The sequence below is a fragment of the Ectobacillus sp. OTK genome, from assembly GCF_059698935.1.
In genome coordinates, this window is the sequence record NZ_AP048547.1 from 790,756 (window position 1) to 811,435 (window position 20,680).

Below are 20,680 nucleotides of genomic sequence, written 5' to 3' on the forward strand. Positions count from 1 at the left end.
TTTTTCGTTACTCCCTGAACTAGTCACAGAATTCATCTTCTAGACACTCTAAAATGTCACCTGGTTGATAATCTAATACTTTACACAATGCATTCAGGGGTGGAAAATGTATAGCTTTTGCTTGTTTCTAATACTGAAAGGTTACTATTTGTAATCTCAACTTCTTTTGTTAAATCGCCTAGGGAGGCTCTTTGTATAACCTTGTAAATTGATCTAGTATAAAGCGATCGTAGATATCGAGTATGACTAGGATTATAGGTAAGATACAGAGTTAAAAAACGAACAATTGGTGTTAAATTTCTTTTAAGTTTGATATACAGCTTTTTTGCGATGGTGTACACTACAATGAGTGCTACTTCAGTATAGAAAGTTTTCGACCAAAAGTGTTTATAAATCCCTAGATAAAGAAACAACTTTTTAATGAATAGGATGATACCGGAAATAAAAACCATCCACTTCCAACTGAGTTGGAAGGCTCTGACAAATACACCAGTCATCGGAGCAACAAAAGCATTGGAAACAATAGCCCAATGCTATTACCAAATCTATGGAACATAGATTTCCTAATCAGAACTGTAAACGGCAATAAAAGCGTTACATACGATTCATAGTCAGACCGTACAAGCTGTTGTACACAAATTCATAGGAGCAAGAAAGGTTGTAAAAGAAGAAAGGAAATATACAAAGTAATTTCTCATTAGAAAAGGAAGTGTAAGTATTGTCTAATCAATTAACAAATAACGACAATATTCTTAATAGTTTACGTGCAGATTGTGAAAATTGTTTTGGTTTGTGCTGTGTGGCTTTGCCTTATGCAAAATCTGCTGATTTCGCATTTGATAAGGATGGGGGTACTCCTTGCCCAAACTTGCAATCAGATTATCGTTGTAGTATTCATAAAAATCTCAGAAAAAAAGGGTTTCGAGGCTGTGCTGTATATGAATGCTTTGGTGCGGGTCAAAAGGTATCTCAAGTCACTTATGATGGAAATGATTGGCGGGATAACCCAGCGTTAGCTAAGGAAATGTTTGATGTATTTCCCATTATGCAGCAGCTTCATGAAATGCTCTGTTACTTAAATGAAGCGCTTAGCTTAGAGGATGCTCAACCTATTTATAAAGATTTGCAGGCTGCTCTCAAAGAAACAGAATATCTCACTAATCTAAGTCCAAAATCTATTATAGACCTTGATGTACCGGCTCATAGAGCGATTGTTAATGAGCTGCTTCTACGTACAAGTGAGCTAGTACGTGCAAAAGTTTCGCTTAGGAAAAATAAAAATCAAAAAAAACAGAACAAAATAGGCAGGGGAAGCGACCTTATCGGTGCAAATTTAAGAGGGGCTGATCTTAGAGGAGCGAACTTAAGAGGCGCTTTGCTTATAGCATCTGACCTCAGAGAAGCTGACATGAGAGTGACTGATCTTATCGGTGCAGACTTAAGAGACGCTGATTTAAGCGGTGCTAATCTCACCGGAAGCATCTTTCTCACTCAAGCACAGGTTAACTCGGCTAAGGGCGATAGGAATACTAAATTACCGCCCTCTTTAAGCATTCCCGATCATTGGTTTAAAGCTGGCAAATAATATCTTTTCATTAATTGAATGCAGCATCTCTGTAAAAACAGAGGTGTTTTTTTATTGCTCAAAGAAATTTCCTTTGTTTTTCAGCATTTTCAAATTCTAGGTCTTGATAAGCGTGTGTACTCGTATTCTATTTTTTTGTTTCTAAAATATGTTTCTATCTCTTATTCTATAATAAAAACTACTTTATAATTATTATAAATAAGTATTGATTTTAAAATTATATAATGTATAATCAAGTTAACAAGTTAGTTCAATAAAGATAATCATTCTCAATGGTAAGGGGGAATTTCAATGTCATTTTTAACTACAAATCAAGGTGTTCCAGTTGGAAATAATCAAAATTCAAGAACTGCGGGGCAGCGTGGTCCTACACTTCTAGAGGATTATCATTTGCTGGAGAAGCTGGCGCATTTTGATAGAGAAAGAATTCCTGAGCGTGTTGTTCATGCAAGAGGTGCAGGTGCCCATGGTGTATTTCAGGTTGAAAATAGCATGAGCACTTATACGAAAGCAGCGTTTTTACAGGAAGCAGGCAAGGAAACCCCTGTCTTCGTGCGTTTTTCGACAGTTATTAATGGAACAGGTTCACCAGAGACATTGCGCGATCCGCGCGGCTTTGCGACAAAGTTTTATACAGAGGAAGGCAATTATGATTTGGTTGGAAACAATTTGCCGGTATTCTTTATTCGCGATGCCATTAAATTCCCGGATATGGTTCATTCCTTGAAGCCGGCTCCGCATACAAATGTCCAGGATCCAAACCGCTATTGGGATTTCATGACGTTAACACCTGAGTCTACGCATATGCTAACGTGGTTATTCTCTGATTATGGTATTCCGGCGAATTACCGTGAAATGGAAGGCTCAGGTGTGCATACATTTAAATGGGTAAACGCCCAGGGGCACGTTCGTTATGTGAAGTACCACTGGAAGCCTCAGCAAGGTGTACGCAACTTAACGGCAGAAGAAGCTGCTGAAATTCAAAAAAGTGACTTTAACCATGCGACAAAGGATTTGTATGCGGCAATTGAGCGCGGCGATTATCCGAAATGGGATTTATATGTACAGCTGATGAAGCTTTCTGACTATGATCAATTGAACTTTGATCCATGTGACCCAACAAAGGTATGGCCAGAGGATTTATATCCGCTATTGAAGGTGGGGACAATGACATTAAACCGTAACCCTGAAAACTATTTTGCGGAAGTGGAGCAATCCGCATTTTCTCCAAGCGCGCTTGTACCTGGTATTGAAGCTTCTGAAGACAAATTATTGCAAGGACGTTTGTTCTCTTACCCAGATACACAACGCTACCGCTTAGGTGCGAACTATCTGCAGATTCCGGTAAATTGCCCATTCGCGCCGGTTCGTAACAACCAGCGCGACGGCTTCATGCAAACGAAGCAGCAGTCATCACCGATTAACTATGAGCCAAACAGCTATGTAACAGAGCCGCAGATAGCAGAGGCTCCGCAATATCAGGAAAGTGCGCCGGCAATGCACGGTCATGCGGGACGTCAAGTGATTGAGAAAACAAACGACTTTCAGCAAGCTGGAGAGCGTTATAGAAGCTACTCTGAGCAGGAAAAGGCAAACCTAATTAGGAATCTTGCAGCTGATTTAGCTGAAGTAAATGAAAGAACAAAACTGTTAGCTATTTGTAACTTCTACCGTGCCGATGAGGAATACGGTCAACGGTTGGCTGAAGCTTTGAGTGTTGACTTGTCTGCTTTCTTGCCGCGGCCTTAATCTAAAGGATCTCACTTGTGGTATAGATGGCTGCTGAGGCAATATAGAGTCTTACTCCCTCTAACTTTATATAGATGAAAAAACATGATGTACAAAAGTCCCCATTTTGTGCGTCATGTTTTTTTGTCTGCTCCTTCCCCAGGTATCGTGCAGCCATTTTATTTTCAGTTAAAGCTATAAAGCGGCGAAAAGTAATCTGCATTTTTTACATCTCTCCATTTTTTTGTATAATCATTAACGAAAACGGTTAGGTAAGTAAGAGGCTGATGCAGTATAAGTTAAAGGAAGTGTAAGAGGATGTATGAATTTAGCATAACATTGCCATATGCAGAGGTAGAGGATGCTGCGCAGAGGCTGTATGCAGCAGGGATTTATAATTTATATTATGAGGCCCCAATTGAGGTGAAGGTGACGCAGAATGGATATTCTTTCGAGACAGATACACAGCGGCAGGTAGATTTAAAGGTGTATACAGATGAGGATCCGGAGCAATACCTCTCTATGCTCTCTGCGCTTTTACTTATAAGAAGGGAAGATATTATATGCCGGATGGCGGAAACGAAGGAGTGGGGCCAAGCATTTGAAGATATTGAGCTGAAAAATGGATGGGTGATCCGTTACGCTGGTTCTGACAATGAGTACAAAAAGGAGACGACCTTGCACTTAGATCCGCAAGGGGCATTTGGGACAGGTGTTCATGGAACAACGCAAGATTGCTTGGAGGTTATTTTAGAACGTGATTTTACAGGCAAGAGGATATTAGATTTGGGAACGGGATCGGGTATTTTAAGCATAGCAGCTTTATTAAAAGGTGCTCAGGAGGCCATTGCTGTAGATTTAGAGCCTGTTGAACGAGAAATTTTACATCATGCACATCTGAACGGCGTGAAGCAAATTCAAGTCGTACAGGCTGATTTAATAGATGGAAGCTACCGTATACAGGATTGGTTTGATTGGATTTTTATTAATATTGGAGGAGATGAGGCGAAAACAATTATAGATAGGCACAGGCTGCTGGAAAAGAGCAATCATTTCCTTGTTTCAGGTTTGGTTGAGTGGCACACAGAGCATGTAATCCACATGTTTAGAAGCGCTGGCTTTTTTATGCAAAAGAGGCTGCAGTCTGGCGAGTGGGTGACGATGTACTTTAGTAAATGATTATTCTTCTAAAAAAATATGCCATAGGCCGCGGCCTATGGCATGTTTTATGGATATAAATTAATTGGCAATCAATAAAGTGAAGCTGCCGTGGGGGGGGATGAGCAGGTTCATCTGCTCAGTTTGGCCGCTTCTATCTTTTATTGTCAGCTTGCAAAGCAAATTGTTTTCTTACGCAAGTGTAGAAAGAATCGATTTTGCGCGTTCATCGACAACTTCATAGTAAATTTCTAAGCCTTTACGTGTACCTGAAATAATTTTTGCAGATTTCAGCTTGGATAAATGCTGGCTAATTGTGCTTTGCGGCATTTTGAATTCCTCATACATAGATGTCACATTCGTAGGGCCGTTTGCGATCATCGTTTCAATTAGTCCTAAACGAACAGGATGAGCTAAAATTTTTAGTACTTCGGCACTGTTTTCATATTTTCCTATTTTTTGCATAATGTTTTCTCTCCCTTGTTACCTTTTGTTTGTGTTTCTTCTAAGATAAGATACATAGTTCTTCATATTGCATGGAATTGATAATAGCAGCATTGAAAATGCTAATAAGAGAGATTTCTTATTAGCATTCTGCCTGTCTATTATACTATTCGGAGGCATGTCGGTTTTTCTGTCCGTCTTTTTGAAAAAAATAGAAAAATTTTTTAAAATTTTTTTGAATGATTCGTTTCAGGCAGATTTTTCTGGATAAAGTACCCACATTGGGCAAGCAAAAAGGCAGGTACGTGTTATGATAGTAAATAGAATCATTTTGAGAGATTTGTATCAAACATGTATATGGAAGGAGAGAGAGGATGAATATAGAAAAAATTCATCATACTGCGATTATTTGCTCTAACTATGAAAAGTCGAAGCATTTTTATGTAAATATTCTCGGGCTCTGTATTTTAAGTGAAACGTATCGAGCGGAAAGAGATTCTTATAAATTGGATCTTGCAGTAGGAGAGCACGGCCAAATTGAATTGTTTTCCTTTTCGAATCCGCCGAAGCGGCCGAGCTATCCGGAAGCGGCGGGCTTGCGCCATTTGGCATTCCAGGTTGCAGATATAGAGGCAGCTGTATGCGAGTTGCAGAAGCATGATGTAAGCGTTGAGCCAATCCGGCTCGATTCTCTTACAGGTAAACGGTTCACATTCTTTCAAGACCCAGACGGCTTGCCTTTGGAGCTATATGAGGCGTAAAACGAAATAAGAAAGGGGATAATGAGATGAAACTGCTGCAAATCAGTATCGGGCTTCCGAAAACCGAACAATTGGAGAATGGGACACTCGTAACGGGCATCGCTAAAGAAGAGGTAGAGGGCTGTTGGCTGAGAAAGGAATCCTTTGATGGAGATGGCGTTGCCAATACCGCATTTCACGGCGGAGTGGACCGGGCTGTTTGCGTTTATCCGTTTGAGCACTACGCTCTATGGGAAAAGCAATTTAGCAGAACCTTGCCTCGTCCGGCGTTTGGGGAAAACTTTACTGTAACAGGTATGAAAGAGGAAGAGACATATATTGGGGATGTGTATCGAATTGGAGAAGCGATTGTACAAGTAACACAGGGAAGAATCCCATGCATTACGATTGACCATCATACCGGCTGTAAAGGGTTGATGGCAGAAATTGTGAAAACCGGCTATACAGGATATTTTATGCGCGTACTTGAGGAAGGATTTGTAGATAAACATGCAAGCATAACCCTATTGGAGCGAGGAAAGTCCGTTACTGTTTTACATACAAACCGTATTTATTTCCATGGTCCGTGGAATGAGGAAGCGGCGAAAGGAATTTTAGCAGAAGAGGCGTTGGCACCTGCGTGGCGAAGTAAGCTTGTGCAGCGTATTTCAAAAAATCGATAAAACAAACTGCAAACCGTCTGCTTGTCAGACGGTTTGCTCAGATGAAGGGAACTTCTTTCGGAAGTGCGTTAAATGATTGGATGCATTTTTGATATATTACAGGAGATGCAATCCATGTTGTTGGATTCTTTTTATGATCTGTTCCTGCGTAACTTGGTTTTCATTGTATGTAATCTTCACTTCACCGTCCTCCATATCCACCCACGCCCATTCAATGCCATCCATTTGTACAAGGATTGTTTCTAATGTTTGAATAGGCTGTTCATTTGTTGCTTCTTTTACATAGATAATTGTATCCGCCAATTTAAATCTTCCTTTCCAAGCATTTATATAGTTCTCTTAAAACAAAAAGTGACTGCTTTTCATCAATGTCTTCAATTATACAATTCATATGTACTTCCTTAATTTCAAAGGTGTACGTTTATAAATGGTACACTTTAATTCATCTGCTTACTCTTCTTTCTCACCCACGTAATGATGGATAAAATAATAGACAGGAAAGCGAAAAATATATACAATGCCCAAGGATAATGAATGATTACTTTGGACTGCCACGGCCAAAGAAATTGATCCATTGTCAGATTCAGCTCCTATTCATGCTATAATCCGCTTTTTTTCAGTTGTTTGCCGTCTATTCCCTTGCGGATGCATACTACGATTAATAATAGAATTGGGATTAATATATAAGGTATTAACCCAGGAACCCCAAGGCTTTCTAATCCAGAAAATATATGTTCTGATATGCTCTCAGATATGGTCAGTCCTAAAAAGAAGACCATGACAGATATAGGCAAAACAAGTACCCTGCTATCACGAAGGTACAACAATTGCTGTATTCCCCGAATGGCTCCATATATTTGCAATGTCACCTTAAAGAAGGCGGTACCCATAAAATACAAAATTCCCAATGCATCTAGGTTTTCCAGAAAGTCTGCAACAGAGATGACCTTGACTAACCTGTATAAGGGATATGTACTGGTTGAAAAGGTTCCTTCACCAAAGGTCAGAATGGCCAATGCATCGAAAATGGAAAGGAGAACCCCATAGCAAAACGTGGATAAGAGGGTCGTCTTTATGATACGTTCCGGATGTTTAGTTAATGTCCAAATCATGGCGAACTCAAGAAGCTCCCCAAGTGATTGTTGTATGCCGCTCGGCCACACTCCTTTCCAAACACGCCCCCATCCTTCTCCCAAAACCGGTTGCAATCGCTCAATCTGGATGGTCTTCGATCCTAAAATTAAGACGATTTCAACCAAAAACAAAGCTAAAATGACAGGTAAAATCATTTCTGCGAGCCGGCCTAGAACCTCGATTCCACTAAAAAGGGCATAAGCGACGGCAATCATAAATGCGCCAAGTATAATCCAACTAGGTGTCCCCGGCAAAATGGTCGTTGGGATGAGATCCTTTACATCACCCAGTGTACGACTAGAGTTATATAAAAACATAAGCATATAAAACCAAGCGATAGGGGTGCCGAGCCAGCGGCCAAACTGGGCAGGAAACCATTCAACAAGAGTCAATCCCGGCTGAAGGCGCATTAAGATGAGATACATAAGGATGAGACATGCCCCGATTCCAGTAGATATTAAGGTAGCTAGCCAAGCATCTTTTCCGGCTGCAGAAGCAAATCCGAATATCACCGACGAACCGATCTGAAACAATAAGGTGAGCATAAATAATTGAGTGATTGAGATTCTCTCCATGGTTTTTCCACCTCCCAACCCATTTTTTGTTATCCCATTATGTATTAACATAAACAAAATTTTTGGAGTGTATCCTTGAAATTTATTTTTATATCTGGTCAAAATAAGAAAAAATGTTTGGAAATAGAAGGGGGGATAGAAATGGGGATATGGAGTTGGTCAAAAAAGAAGATGTCAAAATCGAATCAAAATCATAATCAATTGTTATTTCCTGGGTGGAATGATTTAAAAGACGACCAGCTAAAAGGGCATTTCCAGAATGATTTAAAGCAGTTGAAAATGATCTTTGATCGATCTTCTGATGTTGTGTTCCGTGAATTTCAGTTGGGTGGGATACAAAAGGGAGGACTTATTTTTTTAGATGGCATGGCAGACGCACAGGTGATTGATTCTGATGTGATGAAACCCTTGCTTAATTTTGGAAAAGCGGCATCTTTTTCGGCGGACATTCCATTAACAGATATGGAGATCTTTCTGCAAGAGCAAGTCATTTATGCTTCGCAAGTCAGTATAGGACAGACGATTCAGGAAGTCGTGGATCATATTTTAGACGGGGACACCGTTTTATTATTGGATGAAGTAAATCAAGCTCTGTTTATTAGCGCCAAAGGATGGGACATGAGATCCGTCGAAGAGCCGGCGACGGAAGCGGTGATTCGTGGTCCTAGGGAAGGCTTTACAGAAAACTTGAGAACCAACACTAGTCTGATTCGCAGAAGATTAAAAACCCCTCAGCTCAAAATGGAAGCCATGAAGGTGGGGCGGTTATCCAATACGAATATAGTTATTACCTATCTAGACGAAATTGCGGAGCCATCTCTTGTAGCAGAGGTAAAAGAAAGAATCAGTCGAATCGACATTGATGCCATCTTAGAAAGTGGGTATATTGAAGAGCTCATTCAGGATAACCCCTTTTCCGTTTTTCCCCAAGTGAACAATACTGAACGTCCGGATAAAGTGGCGGCTTATTTATTGGAAGGGAAAATTGGGATCCTTATTGATAATACGCCGTTTGCTCTGCTCGTACCGGTTACTTTTTATGAAATGCTCCAATCAAGTGAGGATTACTATCAGCATTTTATGGTTTCGACGGTAATCCGATGGCTTCGCTTCTTCATGTTAGGAAGTGCCTTGCTCTTACCTTCGCTTTATATTGCAATAACGACCTATCACCAAGAAATGCTTCCCACCACCTTATTGCTTAGTATCGCTTCCGGCAGGGAAACCGTTCCCTTTCCAGCCTTTGTAGAAGCCTTAATTATGGAGATTTCCTTCGAAGGATTGCGGGAAGCGGGTGTACGTCTGCCAAGAACCGTTGGACAGGCGGTAAGTATTGTTGGAGCCTTGGTCATTGGACAGGCGGCAGTACAGGCAGGAATTGTATCTGCTGCGATGGTTATTGTTGTTTCCATTACCGGTATATCCTCCTTTATTTTTCCTGTCTTCAGTCAGGGAATCGCCATTCGGTTGCTTCGATTTCCCATGATGACCTGTGCAGCAACATTGGGTTTATATGGTATTTTAGTGGCATCTTTGATTCTTCTGATCCATATGGCACGCCTTCGCTCTTTCGGCATTCCTTATTTGTCCCCGGTGGCGCCTTTGAATCTCGCTAGTCTAAAAGATATTTATGTGCGTGTGCCCTGGTGGGGAATGGTAGATCGTTCCGATCAAACTGGGAAACAAAATCGAAAACGGATGAGCCATTCATTGCGTCCACGTCCGCCTCACCGGAAGAGTTAGAAAAGCCATGGTTAGGAAAGGGGCACATTATGAGAAAACTAGGAGTCCTCGTTATGTACTGCATTATAATATTCGTACTGACTGGCTGTTGGAGCCGGGTGGAGGTCAATGATATTGCGATCGTAACGGCTACAGCTATCGATAAGATGCGTAATGGGAAAACCCGTATTGCGCTTCAAGTGGCGATGCCAAAGAAGCTTGGACCTGTTGGGACCGGTGGTTCTGGGGGGGAAATGGAAACAACTATGCTGATTTCAGAGACGGGAGAAAACGTGATGGATGCCTCCCGGAGACTTCAAGCAAAATTTCCCCGTCGCATTTTCTTTTCCCATAGCCGAAACCTAATCATTGGGGAAAGGGCGGCGAAGAGTGGTGTTTTTCCGATTTTGAGTTTCTTTGCGAGAGGAAGGGAAGCGCGTCTGCGCGGTTTTATTTTGTTTTCCAAGGGAGAAGCTGCACGCATTTTGAAACCAATTCCCAATATTGAGCGATACACTTCAGAGACCATTCGGGAGGAGCTGAAAACAGGGGTAGGGCTACGGATCATGCAAAAGGATTTTATCGATATGCTTACGACAGAAGGAATCTCCCCCGTTGCGGCTCAAGTGGCGATAAGGTCTGGAGAAAAGGACGGGAAGAGTTCCAATCTAACTCCTGCCATCATCGGAACGGCTGTTTTTCGGCAAGATAAATTGGTAGGGTGGATCAATGAGAGGGACACAAGGGGTGTGCTATGGCTTCGCAATGAGATGGAGAAGGCAACTATCACAGTAACGGTACCAAAGGAAAAAGGAGGAGGAAAAATCGGTATCCTGTTATTAAAAAGCCGGACAAAGCTTAAACCAATTCTTGAGCAAAGCAAGGTAAAGATGAGAGTGAATGTTCATGCGGAAGTTGAACTTTTTGAAAATGGTTCGAAGTTAGATCTAGGCAATCCTAAAGTTTTGCAATATGTTCAAACACTGCTAGAAATAGATGTGAAAAAAAGGATGCAATTAGCTCTCTATAAGGCGCAAAAACAGTTCAATTCCGATATATTCGGGTTTGGAAACGCTTTGTACCGCACCTACCCAAAGGCGTGGAAAGAACAATTTAAAAAACAGTGGCATGAGGAATTCCCCAAATTAGAGGTCAGTATAAACCCCCATGTTTCTATCGTACGAATAGGGCTTTCTGTTAAATCTCCAGAAATGAAAGATTAAAATTGGAATGTACTTACAATGATAGATAGGGGATTGAGAAATCCGACTTGCACTATTCGGGTATGGAACGCTATCCATTTCCTGCTGCTCTACGATACCTTCCTTGATTAGCCATTGCAGAAAATGTTTATACTCCGCAAACTGTCTGCTCGCCAGACAGTTTGCTTCATCTACATTAGTATAAAACATTGTTTTTCCTTGTTACCGACTTCTAATCTCTCCTTAATGCAACTGGTTCATAAAAAGCCTTCTTTATTTTCACTGGTTGTTCCTCTATAAAGATTTGTTTTGAACGCTTTGTATTCAAAATAGCAAAATAGCGAAATATACGATATAAGCGTTGCCTATTGACGAAATGCTTTGTTTATTAAAAAATAAAAGCTATGCAATTTATACAATCTGAGAAATTATGCCAAAGGTGGTTTGAAGTATGGGGAGAATGGAGAGAAGGCAGCAGCAAAAGTCGTCGAGACGTATAGGAAGCGCATGGCGTTCTAAAGGTCTTGTATTTAAAATTACGACGGCAGCAGCAGCATTAATTGCATGCATGCTTCTCGTTTTTAATATTGCTGTTCTAGCAAGCGATGTGAGTAAATTAGAGGATCCAGCGCCGCAGCCGACCATTATTTATGATCAAGATGGTCAGATTGCCAGCACAATTGCCGCTGCTGATATTGAAGGAGTTGGATCAGAAGAGATTCCAAAGGATGTCATTCATGCAGTCATTGCGACGGAGGATCAACAGTTTTATAAGCATCATGGGATTAATTATGTAGCGATTGCCCGCGCGTTTATTGAAAACTTGAAAAGCGGAGAGATTGTAGCGGGCGGGAGTACGATCACGCAGCAACTAGCCAAAAATGCGTTCCTTACTCACGATAGGACATATACTCGAAAGCTGAAGGAGCTCGTTCTTACAAAGAAAATTGAACGTACCTACTCAAAGGATGAAATTATCGTACGCTACTTAAATCAAATTTATTTTGGAGAAGGGGCATGGGGAATTCAAAGAGCTGCTCAAACGTACTTCGGTAAAAATGCAAACGAGCTAACACTAAGTGAGTCTGCTATACTGGCTGGATTGATTAAAGCACCTTCCGTGTTGTCGCCTATTAAGAACTTCGAAAAATCGATGGCGAGAAGAGATGTTGTTCTTTCCTTAATGCAAAAGGAAGGATATATTACACAAAGCGAAGCGGACAAAGCAAAGGCGCAGAAAATTGTGTTGAAAAGCAAAAAAACCGATGACTATAGCGGAAAATATGCTCATTATGTTGATCATATTATTGAAGAAGCCAGTGAGGAATATGGTTTAACACCAAATGAGATTTTAGCTGGCGGTTACCAAATTTACACAGAGCTCAATCCAACTATACAGGAAGCAACAGAACAGGTATATAAAAATAATAGCTTATTTCCAAAAAGCTCTTCTGATCAGCTCGTACAAAGCGGTGCGTTATTTGTAAATCCTGAAACAGGAGGAATTCAGGCGTTGGTTGGAGGAAGAGGAGAGCACACATTTAGACAATTCAACCGTGCAACACAGCTAAAGCGACAGCCGGGATCTTCGATGAAGCCGTTGGCAGTTTATACGCCTGCTTTGGAGAATGGCTATGACGTATTCGACGAACTACAGGATAAGCCGCTTAATATTGATGGATATACACCGCAAAACTATGATAAACGTTTCCGCGGGGAAGTATCGATGTACGATGCTGTCATTGAATCCTACAATGTCCCAGCTGTTTGGTTACTACAAAAAATAGGTCTAGAGAAGGGATTAGATGCTGTACGCAGCTTTGGCATTCCGCTAGAGAAAGAGGATGAAAATCCTGCTATTGCATTAGGCGGGATGCATGAAGGAACCTCTCCGCTCAAAATGGCACAGGCTTTTTCGACGTTCGCGAATAATGGTGTGATGGTAGAAGCGCACGCTATTAAGGAAATTAAAAATGCGGATGGGGAAACAATCGGACAATGGAAGAAAAAATCGAAGAAGATTATGGATGCTGTGAATGCACAAAAAATAACGTATATGCTCAAAGGTGTTGTGCAGGAGGGGACAGGAACAAAAGCAGCCATAACTGGAAGAGACATTGCTGGCAAAACAGGAACAACACAATTGCCGGTGCAAGGTCGGGATGGGGCGAAGGATCATTGGTTCGTTGGATATACACCGCAGATTGCGGGCGCTGTTTGGCTTGGGTATGATAAAACGGACGAATCGCATTATCTTTCTTTATCTAGCGGAGCAACGGCTACTGTTATTTTTAAACAGATTATTTTGAAATCACAATCTGAACTTCCTGATAAAACATTTGATCTTTCTTTACTTGGCGGCAAATATAAGAAAAAAAGTGAGAGTGTACAAACAGAACAACGTAAGGAAGAGGAAACAAGCAAAGAGGAAGAGGAAAATAAGCAGGAGGAAAAAGAAGACAAGGATCAAGAAAAAGAAGAGAAAGAAGAGCAAAAAGAACAAGAGAAAGAAGAGCAAAAAGAACAAGAGAAGGAAGAGAAGAAAAACGAGAAGGAGGATGAAAAACAGGAAGAACAAAAGGACGATAGTGAAACGCAGCAGGAAAATGGCGGAACACAGAACAATGGTGAGCCGGTACGAGAGCAGCAAAATCAACAAAACCAAAATCAACAAAATCCAGAAGAAGAGGATGAGGGCTAAGGCTTGTCACACTCTTATCTATATTTCATATTCAGAAAGGGAGCAGCCTCGGAAAATGTACCGAGGCTGTTTTTTATTTGGTTCTTTTAAGGATTGCTGCTTCTAATTTTTCTTCTGAAATCGCAATATAGGAATCACCGCTTCGCATGCTGCACTCCTCTGCTTTTTGAATGGCTTCCTCAAATGTCTCGGCATACGAATAAATGAAATAACCATCTTCTTCTACTCTGCAAACAGCATATCGGCTCATTGTTTTGCTCCTTTCATCATACAGTCCTTCTACATAGTATAAAGCCGCAGGAGGAATTGGACAAAACAATCTCTCGTTTATGCAAGCTGGAAGCTTATTGTAATGGGCAGTAAGTCTGATTTTGTATGCAAACCAATCTTATGAAATGCTATACTAAGCTTATTAGATTTTCTTTTCAGTCCAATTATACACATTGAGGAAATAATAGATGAAGAAACTGTTTACGTCCAATCTGCGCATGAAAATTGGAATTCTTGTATTTTGTCTCGTTTTTTTATCGAGTGCTATTAGCGGCGGAATGCTTGTGGCAAAGGTATTGTCAGCAACAGAAAATGAGCTCGGGAAGCGTGCATTGTCCATTGCGCGATCGGTTGCTGAGCTAGAGCAAATTATTAATAATGTTGGGCAGCCTGATGGAGCTAAGAATATTCAACCGGTTGCTGAAAAGATTCGGCTTGCAACAAATGTGGAATATATTGTTGTCTATGATATGCATCGTATTCGTTATTCCCACCCTATTCCCTCCAAAATTGGAACGGTATTTAAAGGAGGAGATGAAGGACCATCCTTGGCGGAGCATGTGTATATTTCCCGTGCATATGGCAGTAAGGGTCCTTCTATCAGGGCATTTGTACCGGTGATGAAGGAAAGCAAGCAAGTCGGAGTTGTTGTTGTAGGAATCGTAACGCCGACGTATAAGCAACTGCTTTTAGAATATCGCAAGGATTTGCAAATCCCTTTTTTTATTGCTCTTATTGTCGGGCTGATTGGGGCAGTATTGCTTGCTTATAATATTAAAAAGCAAATGTTTAATATGGAGCCGGCTGAGATTGCCCGGTTGCTTGAAGAACGGGTTGCTGTTTTTCAAGCGATCGGTGATGGTGTTGTCGCGATTGATAACCACTATCGCATTACGATAGCCAATCCAGAGGCTTGCCGCATTCTTGGCCTATCGGAGCCCGTGATTGGAAAAGAAGTGATTGATGTTATTCCGGACAGTCAATTGACAACAGTGATGCAAACTGGAATTGCGCAATACGATGAGGACCGTATTGTTGGCAATGCTCGTATACTAGTTAGCATTTTGCCTATACGAGTGAAGGGAAAAATTGTTGGAGCAGCAGCAACATTTCGGGATAAAACAGAAATGTTTAACCTAGCGGAGGAACTGACAGGAGTTAAGCAGTTTATTGAGGCACTCCGTGTGCAAAATCACGAGCATCGGAATAAGCTTCATGCGATTGCCGGACTTATTCAATTAGGAAAATCGGAACAGGCCCTTAGCTACGTGTTCGACAGTGTGCATGAGCAGGAGGAACTAGCATCCTTTTTAACCGATAGCATATGCGATTATAGTATTTCTGGTTTGCTGCTCGCAAAGGTAAGCCGTGCAAAGGAGCTCGGTATTCAGCTCCATATCGGTCGCAGCAGCTGCTTGAAGGCCATCCCTCAGAAATGGGATGTCGGCATTCTGGTTACGGTAATCGGCAACTTATTAGAAAATGCGATGGAAGCACTGCAAGGACAGCCTTTGGAGAGACGGAGAGTAGAATGTACTATTTCTGATTTGTTAAATGAACTGAGAATTGAAGTGAAGGATAACGGACCAGGTATTCCCAAACAGATACAAGATCAAATATACGAGCAAGGATTTACGACAAAGGGAGGCAAAAATCGAGGAATTGGACTTGCGTTGGTTCACAGATATGTCGAAAATGCGGGTGGTAGAATCGAGCTGGAGACAGAATTGAATCAAGGGACTATTTTTACGGTTATTATTCCGAAATAGAAAAGGGGGGACAAGGAAGGTGGAGAGAAATATTAGGGTCATAATTGTTGAGGATGATCCAATGGTTATGGAGGTGAACAAGCAGTTCGTAGAAGCAACCGGCGGATTTGAGATTGTAGGTTCAGCGCAGTCAGGTATGGAGGCTTTAGCTGCAATTGATGAGCAGCAGCCGGATCTTGTGATTCTTGATAACTTTTTGCCAGATTTAAATGGGGTAGATGTATTAGTAGAACTGCGTAAGCAAAACCAGCCTGTTGATGTGATTTTGGTGACAGCTGCCCGTGATTCAGAAACGGTGCAAAACGTATTTCGTTACGGAGCTATCGACTATATTGTGAAGCCGTTTCGCTTTGATCGTTTTAAAAGCGCGCTCGATAATTATAAGATGCTCCGTCTAAATCTTGCAAAGAATGAGCTAAACCAAGAAGAGATTGACTATCTTGCGAGTGCGAAGGTTAAGCCGCAGCAGAGAGAGTCTCAATCATTCGAAGATCATCTTCCGAAAGGATTAAATGCACTTACAATGAAGCAAATTTTGCTATTCTTGCTAAATCAAAAGCAAGCATTGTCGGCAGAAGAGGTTGCTGAGGGAGTCGGATTAGCACGAGTGACAGCGCGAAGATATTTAGATTATTTGGAGAAAACAAAAAAAATAAAATTGGAAGTCCAATATGGAACGATTGGACGACCTATTAATCGCTATTCCCCTTTATGATGTGAGAGAGCTAACATAATTTTGTAAGTAGCTGCCTTCTCATGATGAAAAAGCTTCATAGAAAAAGCAGGCTGCATTGATCCTTGTTTTTTCTATGAAGCTTAATACCTTGCTAAGCAACCTTTACTTTGTTTGTATATATTCCTCAATCACGTTGTTATCAATTTCATTTGCGAACCATTCATATGTAGGATGAAAGGTTCTCCTCCATTGCTCTTTCTCTTTGGGATTTAATTCATAAATAGAAAGATCCTTTTGCTGCTTAAGCTGTGCGTATTGTTCCTCCTCCATTTTAGCAGCTGTGTGCCTTTCCCATTCTGTTACCTCTTCCATTGTTTCTTCAAGTATCGTTTTCATATCCTTCGGAAGATTGCTCCAAAATTGCTGCGTTGTAATAACAAAGTATCCTAAATAGCCGTGGTCACTTTTGGTCATGTATTTTTGATGTGTATAGAGCCGTTTATTATTAATATTTGAAACGGTATTTTCCTCTCCCTGCACCTTTCCAGCCTCTAAAGCTTCGTATAACTCATCAAATGGCAGAACAATACTTTTAGCGCCTGCAAGCCCAAACTGTTTCTTCATTACCTCACTAGACGCAATACGAAAGCTCAGTCCAGAGAGATCCTCAGGCTTTTGAATTGGTTTTTGGTTGTTTGTAAGCTGCTTAAAGCCGTTTGTCCAAACAGCAAGCAGTTTAAATCCTTTCTTTTCAAGAAGTCGGCTTATCTCTGCTCCGACCGAGCCTTCTGCGAGGTCATAAACCTCTTCGTGGCTGCTAAACAAGTAAGGTAAGTCCAGTAACTGTGCTTCTGGGACGATTTCTGAAAACTTGGCAGTATGCGGTGCAATCATCTGAACATTTCCTTTTTTAAGCTGTTCAATTTCTTTATAGTCTGAATACAGACTGGAATTCGGAAATACTTGAACCTCAATCTTTTTGTTGCTCCGCTCCTCTATAAGCTCTTTGAATTTTTTTGCTGCCAATCCCTTTGGAGTATTTTCTCCCGTTACATAGGGGAAGCGAATAATGATCCTTTCTTTATCACTTACTTGATCGTAGTCCACGGCACGAGGAGAGTTGCATCCGGACAACATGAAGGTCATTGTTATAATGAGATAGAAAAGAGCCTTCCTTGTATATTGCAAAGTTTATCACCTTCCTGACGTTCATAGGGAAAAACCATTTTTCTTTATATTATACAGTAGTTATTTTGTAAGACCAAAAAGAACAATAAGAACTAAAAAACCATAAAATTGTCGAAGTTGTGAACTTCTATTATAGTTGGTTACAGGAAATGAATAAAGCGTTTTCAAAAATAAATAAGGAGGTTGGACGATGTCTAAATTGAAAAATCTGACTGTTCAAGTAATTCTCGCAATTATTATTGGTATTCTCGTAGGTCACTTCTTCCCAGCGTTCGGAGCAGAGTTGAAGATTTTAGCTGATATTTTTATTAAACTTATTAAAATGGTTATCGCTCCTATTGTATTCTTCACAATTGTAATTGGTATTGCAAGCATGGGGGATGTGAAAAAGGTAGGACGAATCGGCGGTAAGGCGTTGTTATATTTTGAAATTGTGACAACGTTTGCTTTAGGAATTGGACTTCTTGTTGTAAACCTTGTGAAGCCTGGTGAAGGCATTAATACAAGCGGCGTAGAAGGAGATGTTTCTCAGTTTACAAAGCAAGCAGCAGAAACAAGCCATGGTTTAGTAGATTTTCTAATGAGTATCATTCCTGATAACATTGTAAGCGCGATGGCAAAGGGTGAGTTGCTGCCAATTCTATTTTTTGCTGTGTTGTTCGGGGTTGCGCTTGCAGCTATGGGAGAGCAGTCAAAGCCTGTGATTCAGCTTTTTGATAAATTAAGTCATGGCTTTTTCGGAATCGTAAATATGATTATGAAGCTTTCTCCGATTGCAGCGTTTGGTGCAATGTCCTATACAATTGGAAAATTTGGACTTGATTCTTTATTCTCTCTTGGAAAACTAATGGGTTCTGTTTACTTAACGATGTTTTTCTTCATCGTGCTAGTATTGGGTGCAATTGCCAAATTCTATGGATTTAACATTCTATCATTCATCAAATTTATTAAAGATGAGATTTTCTTAGTATTAGGTACTTCATCATCTGAATCTGCGTTGCCGCGTTTAATGGATCGTTTAAACCAATACGGCTGCTCCAAATCTGTCGTTGGTCTTGTCGTGCCGACTGGTTATTCGTTCAATCTTGATGGAACATCTATTTACTTATCTATGGCTGCAATCTTTATCGCACAAGCTTACGGTATCGATTTAAGCATTTGGGATCAACTAACACTGCTGGGTATTTTAATGCTTACGTCAAAGGGTGCTGCAGGTGTAACTGGTTCTGGATTTGTAACATTAGCTGCTACGCTTGCTGCATTCCCAATGATCCCGGTAGAAGGTATGGCGCTTCTATTAGGAGTAGACCGCTTTATGTCTGAGGCACGCGCTATTACAAACTTAATCGGAAACGGTGTAGCAACTGTTGTCGTTGCAAAGGCGGAGAAGGAATTTACTCCTCAAGAGGAAGTAAAAGAAGTGAAATCGAAAATTTCTTAATAACGAATAAATAGGCTATCTTTTCTTTAAGGGAAAGGATAGCCTTTTGTTTACATTTTGGGATGGATTTATTTTGTTGTCTATATGCTTCTCTGCCTTGTCGTGATATTTATCATAAGGATGATAAATGCCTATCGCCGTTTGTTTCATGCTGCATATGGTAAGGGTGATAGGTAAAATGACTGAAAGGGAGGAATAGGAATGTTTCCACAGCAGGTACCATTTGGAGGCGGCTACGGCAGCCCATATGTAGGAGGCGGCTACGGCAGTCCATATGTAGGAGGCGGCTACGGCAGTCCATATGTAGGAGGCGGCTACGGCAGTCCATATGTAGGAGGCGGCTACGGCAGTCCATATGCGGGAGGCGGCTACGGCAGTCCATATGCGGGAGGCGGTTACGGCAGTCCATATACGGGAGGCGGTTACGGCAGTCCGTATGCGGGAGGCGGTTACGGCAGTCCATATGTGGGGGGAGGCTACGGCAGCCCATACATGGGAGGCGGCTACGGCAGCCCATACATGGGGGGCTGCTATGGCAGTCCGTCTACAGGTGGATATGTAACGACCCAGTACTAATAGGCAAAACAAACAACTATTGATGAGGCACCGTCTTAGTCTTAGACGGTGTCGTAAACCTATTAGGCAGGTACTTGCTTTTTAGGAGATAAAGCTATATATGGCGGTAAACAGGGTTACTTATTTCCAGGGTGTTTCTGTTTGTATGAAAATGCATAAGAATGGACACCCTATGTAGAAAGACTTTGCATAGGGAGGTATAAGAATATGCGTGAGGAGTTTGTGGACAACCGCTATTTAACAGATCTATTATCTATTGTTTTAGGATTTAATGATACAAGTGTCAAGGAATTATCTCCCGAGCAGCAGCTTGAAGTATTTAAGCATCTGTATGACGCAAGAGATGAATTTAATAAATTAAATGATATTACAGGGTAATATAGGAAAAGCTTCATCGACCCGTTGTGAGCAGACTGATGAAGCTAGACAATGCTTTAAAAAGTTATGCTTTTTTCTTCCTATGAAAAGGGGCTGCTCCGTGAGAGATGGAGCAGCCCCTTTTCATATTAGTTGGCAGCATACGACGCTTGTGTACAAAAAGAAGGTGCGTAAATAGAGGTGAATTGTGCAGCCGTTTTGGCAGGCGAAAGGATATGTGCGGTAAATGAACTGACCAAGTACAAGGTCCTATCATATATGTGATACGACCATTTTGTGCAATTTGCTCCGGTTATTTGTGTTTTCTGTTTGAATGTTTGGATTTTATAGGAAAGCTTTCCGGATATTTTTCATATAATTATCGTGGCTTTTGAATGCCGAATTGTGCATTTAGCTGCCCGCGAATCATTTGTTCACGAACGGTTTTCTCGTTCAGTTGTTTTTCCTTTCGCAGCATCTCTTTTCGAATTTCGTACGTCTGCACACCTTCCTCCATTTTCTCCACAATTTCCATCAACTGCTCTATATCGTTGAAGGAGTACTTTCTTGTACCTTTCTGCGTACGCTCCGGGAAAATAAGTTTTCTTTCTTCATAGTAACGAATCTGACGTTCTGATAATCCTGTAATCTCACTGACCGTTCCGATGGTAATAACCTTTTTGTCTTTATAGGACTCTTCTTTGAGCGCCAACACAGTTCTCCCCTTTTTG

At 41.1% G+C, this 20,680-nt stretch carries 21 protein-coding genes; 13 read left to right on the forward strand and 8 right to left on the reverse strand.

The genetic code is table 11. The features are described from left to right. Positions 1 to 19: 19 nt before the first annotated feature. Entirely contained in the window at positions 20 to 112 is a 93-nt protein-coding gene (locus AC6HZ4_RS03965) for a helix-turn-helix domain-containing protein (protein WP_497495591.1), read from the reverse strand. A gap of 606 nt (positions 113 to 718) precedes the next feature. Here AC6HZ4_RS03965 and AC6HZ4_RS03970 point away from each other — a divergent pair. The 3 genes from AC6HZ4_RS03970 to AC6HZ4_RS03980 all read left to right on the forward strand — a co-directional run bounded on the left by AC6HZ4_RS03970 (position 719) and on the right by AC6HZ4_RS03980 (position 4,492). Next, a complete protein-coding gene (locus AC6HZ4_RS03970) occupies positions 719 to 1,585 on the forward strand; it encodes a pentapeptide repeat-containing protein (protein ID WP_497493743.1) in 867 nt (288 codons plus the stop codon). 291 nt (positions 1,586 to 1,876) lie between these two features. After that, positions 1,877 to 3,334, forward strand: coding sequence for a catalase (locus AC6HZ4_RS03975; protein WP_497493744.1), 1,458 nt, complete (start codon positions 1,877 to 1,879; stop codon positions 3,332 to 3,334). A gap of 297 nt (positions 3,335 to 3,631) precedes the next feature. After that, the gene (locus tag AC6HZ4_RS03980) at positions 3,632 to 4,492 is read left to right on the forward strand and encodes a 50S ribosomal protein L11 methyltransferase (protein WP_497493745.1); all 861 of its coding nucleotides are present in this window, start codon (positions 3,632 to 3,634) and stop codon (positions 4,490 to 4,492) included. Positions 4,493 to 4,663: 171 nt separating this feature from the next. On the opposite strand, the gene AC6HZ4_RS03985 is transcribed toward AC6HZ4_RS03980, so the two are convergent. Continuing rightward, entirely contained in the window at positions 4,664 to 4,936 is a 273-nt protein-coding gene (locus AC6HZ4_RS03985) for an ArsR/SmtB family transcription factor (RefSeq protein ID WP_497493746.1), read from the reverse strand. Positions 4,937 to 5,289: 353 nt separating this feature from the next. Between AC6HZ4_RS03985 and gloA2 the strand changes: the two genes are divergently transcribed. Both gloA2 and AC6HZ4_RS03995 read left to right on the forward strand, forming a co-directional pair. After that, complete coding sequence (gloA2, locus tag AC6HZ4_RS03990; RefSeq protein WP_497493747.1) at positions 5,290 to 5,676, forward strand: SMU1112c/YaeR family gloxylase I-like metalloprotein; 387 nt, start codon at positions 5,290 to 5,292, stop codon at positions 5,674 to 5,676. Positions 5,677 to 5,702: 26 nt separating this feature from the next. Next, positions 5,703 to 6,338, forward strand: coding sequence for an MOSC domain-containing protein (locus AC6HZ4_RS03995; RefSeq protein WP_497493748.1), 636 nt, complete (start codon positions 5,703 to 5,705; stop codon positions 6,336 to 6,338). A 96-nt stretch (positions 6,339 to 6,434) separates the two neighbouring features. Here the strand turns inward: AC6HZ4_RS03995 and AC6HZ4_RS04000 are convergent, their stop codons facing one another. The 3 genes from AC6HZ4_RS04000 to AC6HZ4_RS04010 form a co-directional block, all read right to left on the reverse strand. Beyond that, on the reverse strand, positions 6,435 to 6,641 hold the full coding sequence (locus tag AC6HZ4_RS04000) for a heavy-metal-associated domain-containing protein (protein WP_497493749.1): 207 nt from the start codon (positions 6,639 to 6,641) through the stop codon (positions 6,435 to 6,437). A gap of 134 nt (positions 6,642 to 6,775) precedes the next feature. Next, positions 6,776 to 6,913 (reverse strand): hypothetical protein, encoded by a 138-nt coding sequence (locus AC6HZ4_RS04005; protein WP_497493750.1) that lies wholly within the window; start codon positions 6,911 to 6,913, stop codon positions 6,776 to 6,778. 24 nt (positions 6,914 to 6,937) lie between these two features. Next, positions 6,938 to 8,047, reverse strand: coding sequence for a GerAB/ArcD/ProY family transporter (locus tag AC6HZ4_RS04010; RefSeq protein ID WP_497493751.1), 1,110 nt, complete (start codon positions 8,045 to 8,047; stop codon positions 6,938 to 6,940). Positions 8,048 to 8,188: 141 nt separating this feature from the next. Here AC6HZ4_RS04010 and AC6HZ4_RS04015 point away from each other — a divergent pair, with 141 nt between their 5' ends. From AC6HZ4_RS04015 to AC6HZ4_RS04025, 3 genes are all read left to right on the forward strand, one after another. Beyond that, positions 8,189 to 9,790, forward strand: coding sequence for a spore germination protein (locus AC6HZ4_RS04015; protein WP_497495592.1), 1,602 nt, complete (start codon positions 8,189 to 8,191; stop codon positions 9,788 to 9,790). Between the two features lie 29 nt (positions 9,791 to 9,819). Next, entirely contained in the window at positions 9,820 to 10,992 is a 1,173-nt protein-coding gene (locus AC6HZ4_RS04020; RefSeq protein WP_497493752.1) for a Ger(x)C family spore germination protein, read from the forward strand. 430 nt (positions 10,993 to 11,422) lie between these two features. Then, entirely contained in the window at positions 11,423 to 13,672 is a 2,250-nt protein-coding gene (locus AC6HZ4_RS04025) for a transglycosylase domain-containing protein (RefSeq protein WP_497493753.1), read from the forward strand. A 73-nt stretch (positions 13,673 to 13,745) separates the two neighbouring features. Here AC6HZ4_RS04025 and AC6HZ4_RS04030 read toward each other — a convergent pair whose 3' ends face one another. Then, positions 13,746 to 13,922 (reverse strand): DUF3933 family protein, encoded by a 177-nt coding sequence (locus AC6HZ4_RS04030; RefSeq protein ID WP_497493754.1) that lies wholly within the window; start codon positions 13,920 to 13,922, stop codon positions 13,746 to 13,748. Between the two features lie 208 nt (positions 13,923 to 14,130). On the opposite strand from AC6HZ4_RS04030, the gene AC6HZ4_RS04035 reads away from it, so the two are divergent. Both AC6HZ4_RS04035 and AC6HZ4_RS04040 read left to right on the forward strand, forming a co-directional pair. Beyond that, entirely contained in the window at positions 14,131 to 15,711 is a 1,581-nt protein-coding gene (locus AC6HZ4_RS04035) for an ATP-binding protein (protein ID WP_497493755.1), read from the forward strand. Positions 15,712 to 15,730: 19 nt separating this feature from the next. Further along, on the forward strand, positions 15,731 to 16,426 hold the full coding sequence (locus AC6HZ4_RS04040; RefSeq protein ID WP_497493756.1) for a response regulator: 696 nt from the start codon (positions 15,731 to 15,733) through the stop codon (positions 16,424 to 16,426). A 123-nt stretch (positions 16,427 to 16,549) separates the two neighbouring features. Here the strand turns inward: AC6HZ4_RS04040 and AC6HZ4_RS04045 are convergent, their stop codons facing one another. Continuing rightward, positions 16,550 to 17,575 carry a DctP family TRAP transporter solute-binding subunit gene (locus AC6HZ4_RS04045; protein ID WP_497493757.1) on the reverse strand — a complete coding sequence of 342 codons (1,026 nt, stop codon included), beginning with the start codon at positions 17,573 to 17,575 and terminating at the stop codon, positions 16,550 to 16,552. 190 nt (positions 17,576 to 17,765) lie between these two features. On the opposite strand from AC6HZ4_RS04045, the gene AC6HZ4_RS04050 reads away from it, so the two are divergent. The 3 genes from AC6HZ4_RS04050 to AC6HZ4_RS04060 all read left to right on the forward strand — a co-directional run bounded on the left by AC6HZ4_RS04050 (position 17,766) and on the right by AC6HZ4_RS04060 (position 19,970). Continuing rightward, complete coding sequence (locus tag AC6HZ4_RS04050) at positions 17,766 to 19,016, forward strand: dicarboxylate/amino acid:cation symporter (RefSeq protein WP_497493758.1); 1,251 nt, start codon at positions 17,766 to 17,768, stop codon at positions 19,014 to 19,016. A gap of 201 nt (positions 19,017 to 19,217) precedes the next feature. After that, positions 19,218 to 19,592, forward strand: a complete 375-nt coding sequence (locus tag AC6HZ4_RS04055; RefSeq protein WP_497493759.1) for a hypothetical protein — start codon at positions 19,218 to 19,220, stop codon at positions 19,590 to 19,592. A gap of 207 nt (positions 19,593 to 19,799) precedes the next feature. Next, the gene (locus tag AC6HZ4_RS04060; protein ID WP_497493760.1) at positions 19,800 to 19,970 is read left to right on the forward strand and encodes a hypothetical protein; all 171 of its coding nucleotides are present in this window, start codon (positions 19,800 to 19,802) and stop codon (positions 19,968 to 19,970) included. 358 nt (positions 19,971 to 20,328) lie between these two features. On the opposite strand, the gene AC6HZ4_RS04065 is transcribed toward AC6HZ4_RS04060, so the two are convergent. Further along, the gene (locus tag AC6HZ4_RS04065; RefSeq protein WP_129728444.1) at positions 20,329 to 20,661 is read right to left on the reverse strand and encodes a MerR family transcriptional regulator; all 333 of its coding nucleotides are present in this window, start codon (positions 20,659 to 20,661) and stop codon (positions 20,329 to 20,331) included. Between the last annotated feature and the right edge of the window lie 19 nt (positions 20,662 to 20,680).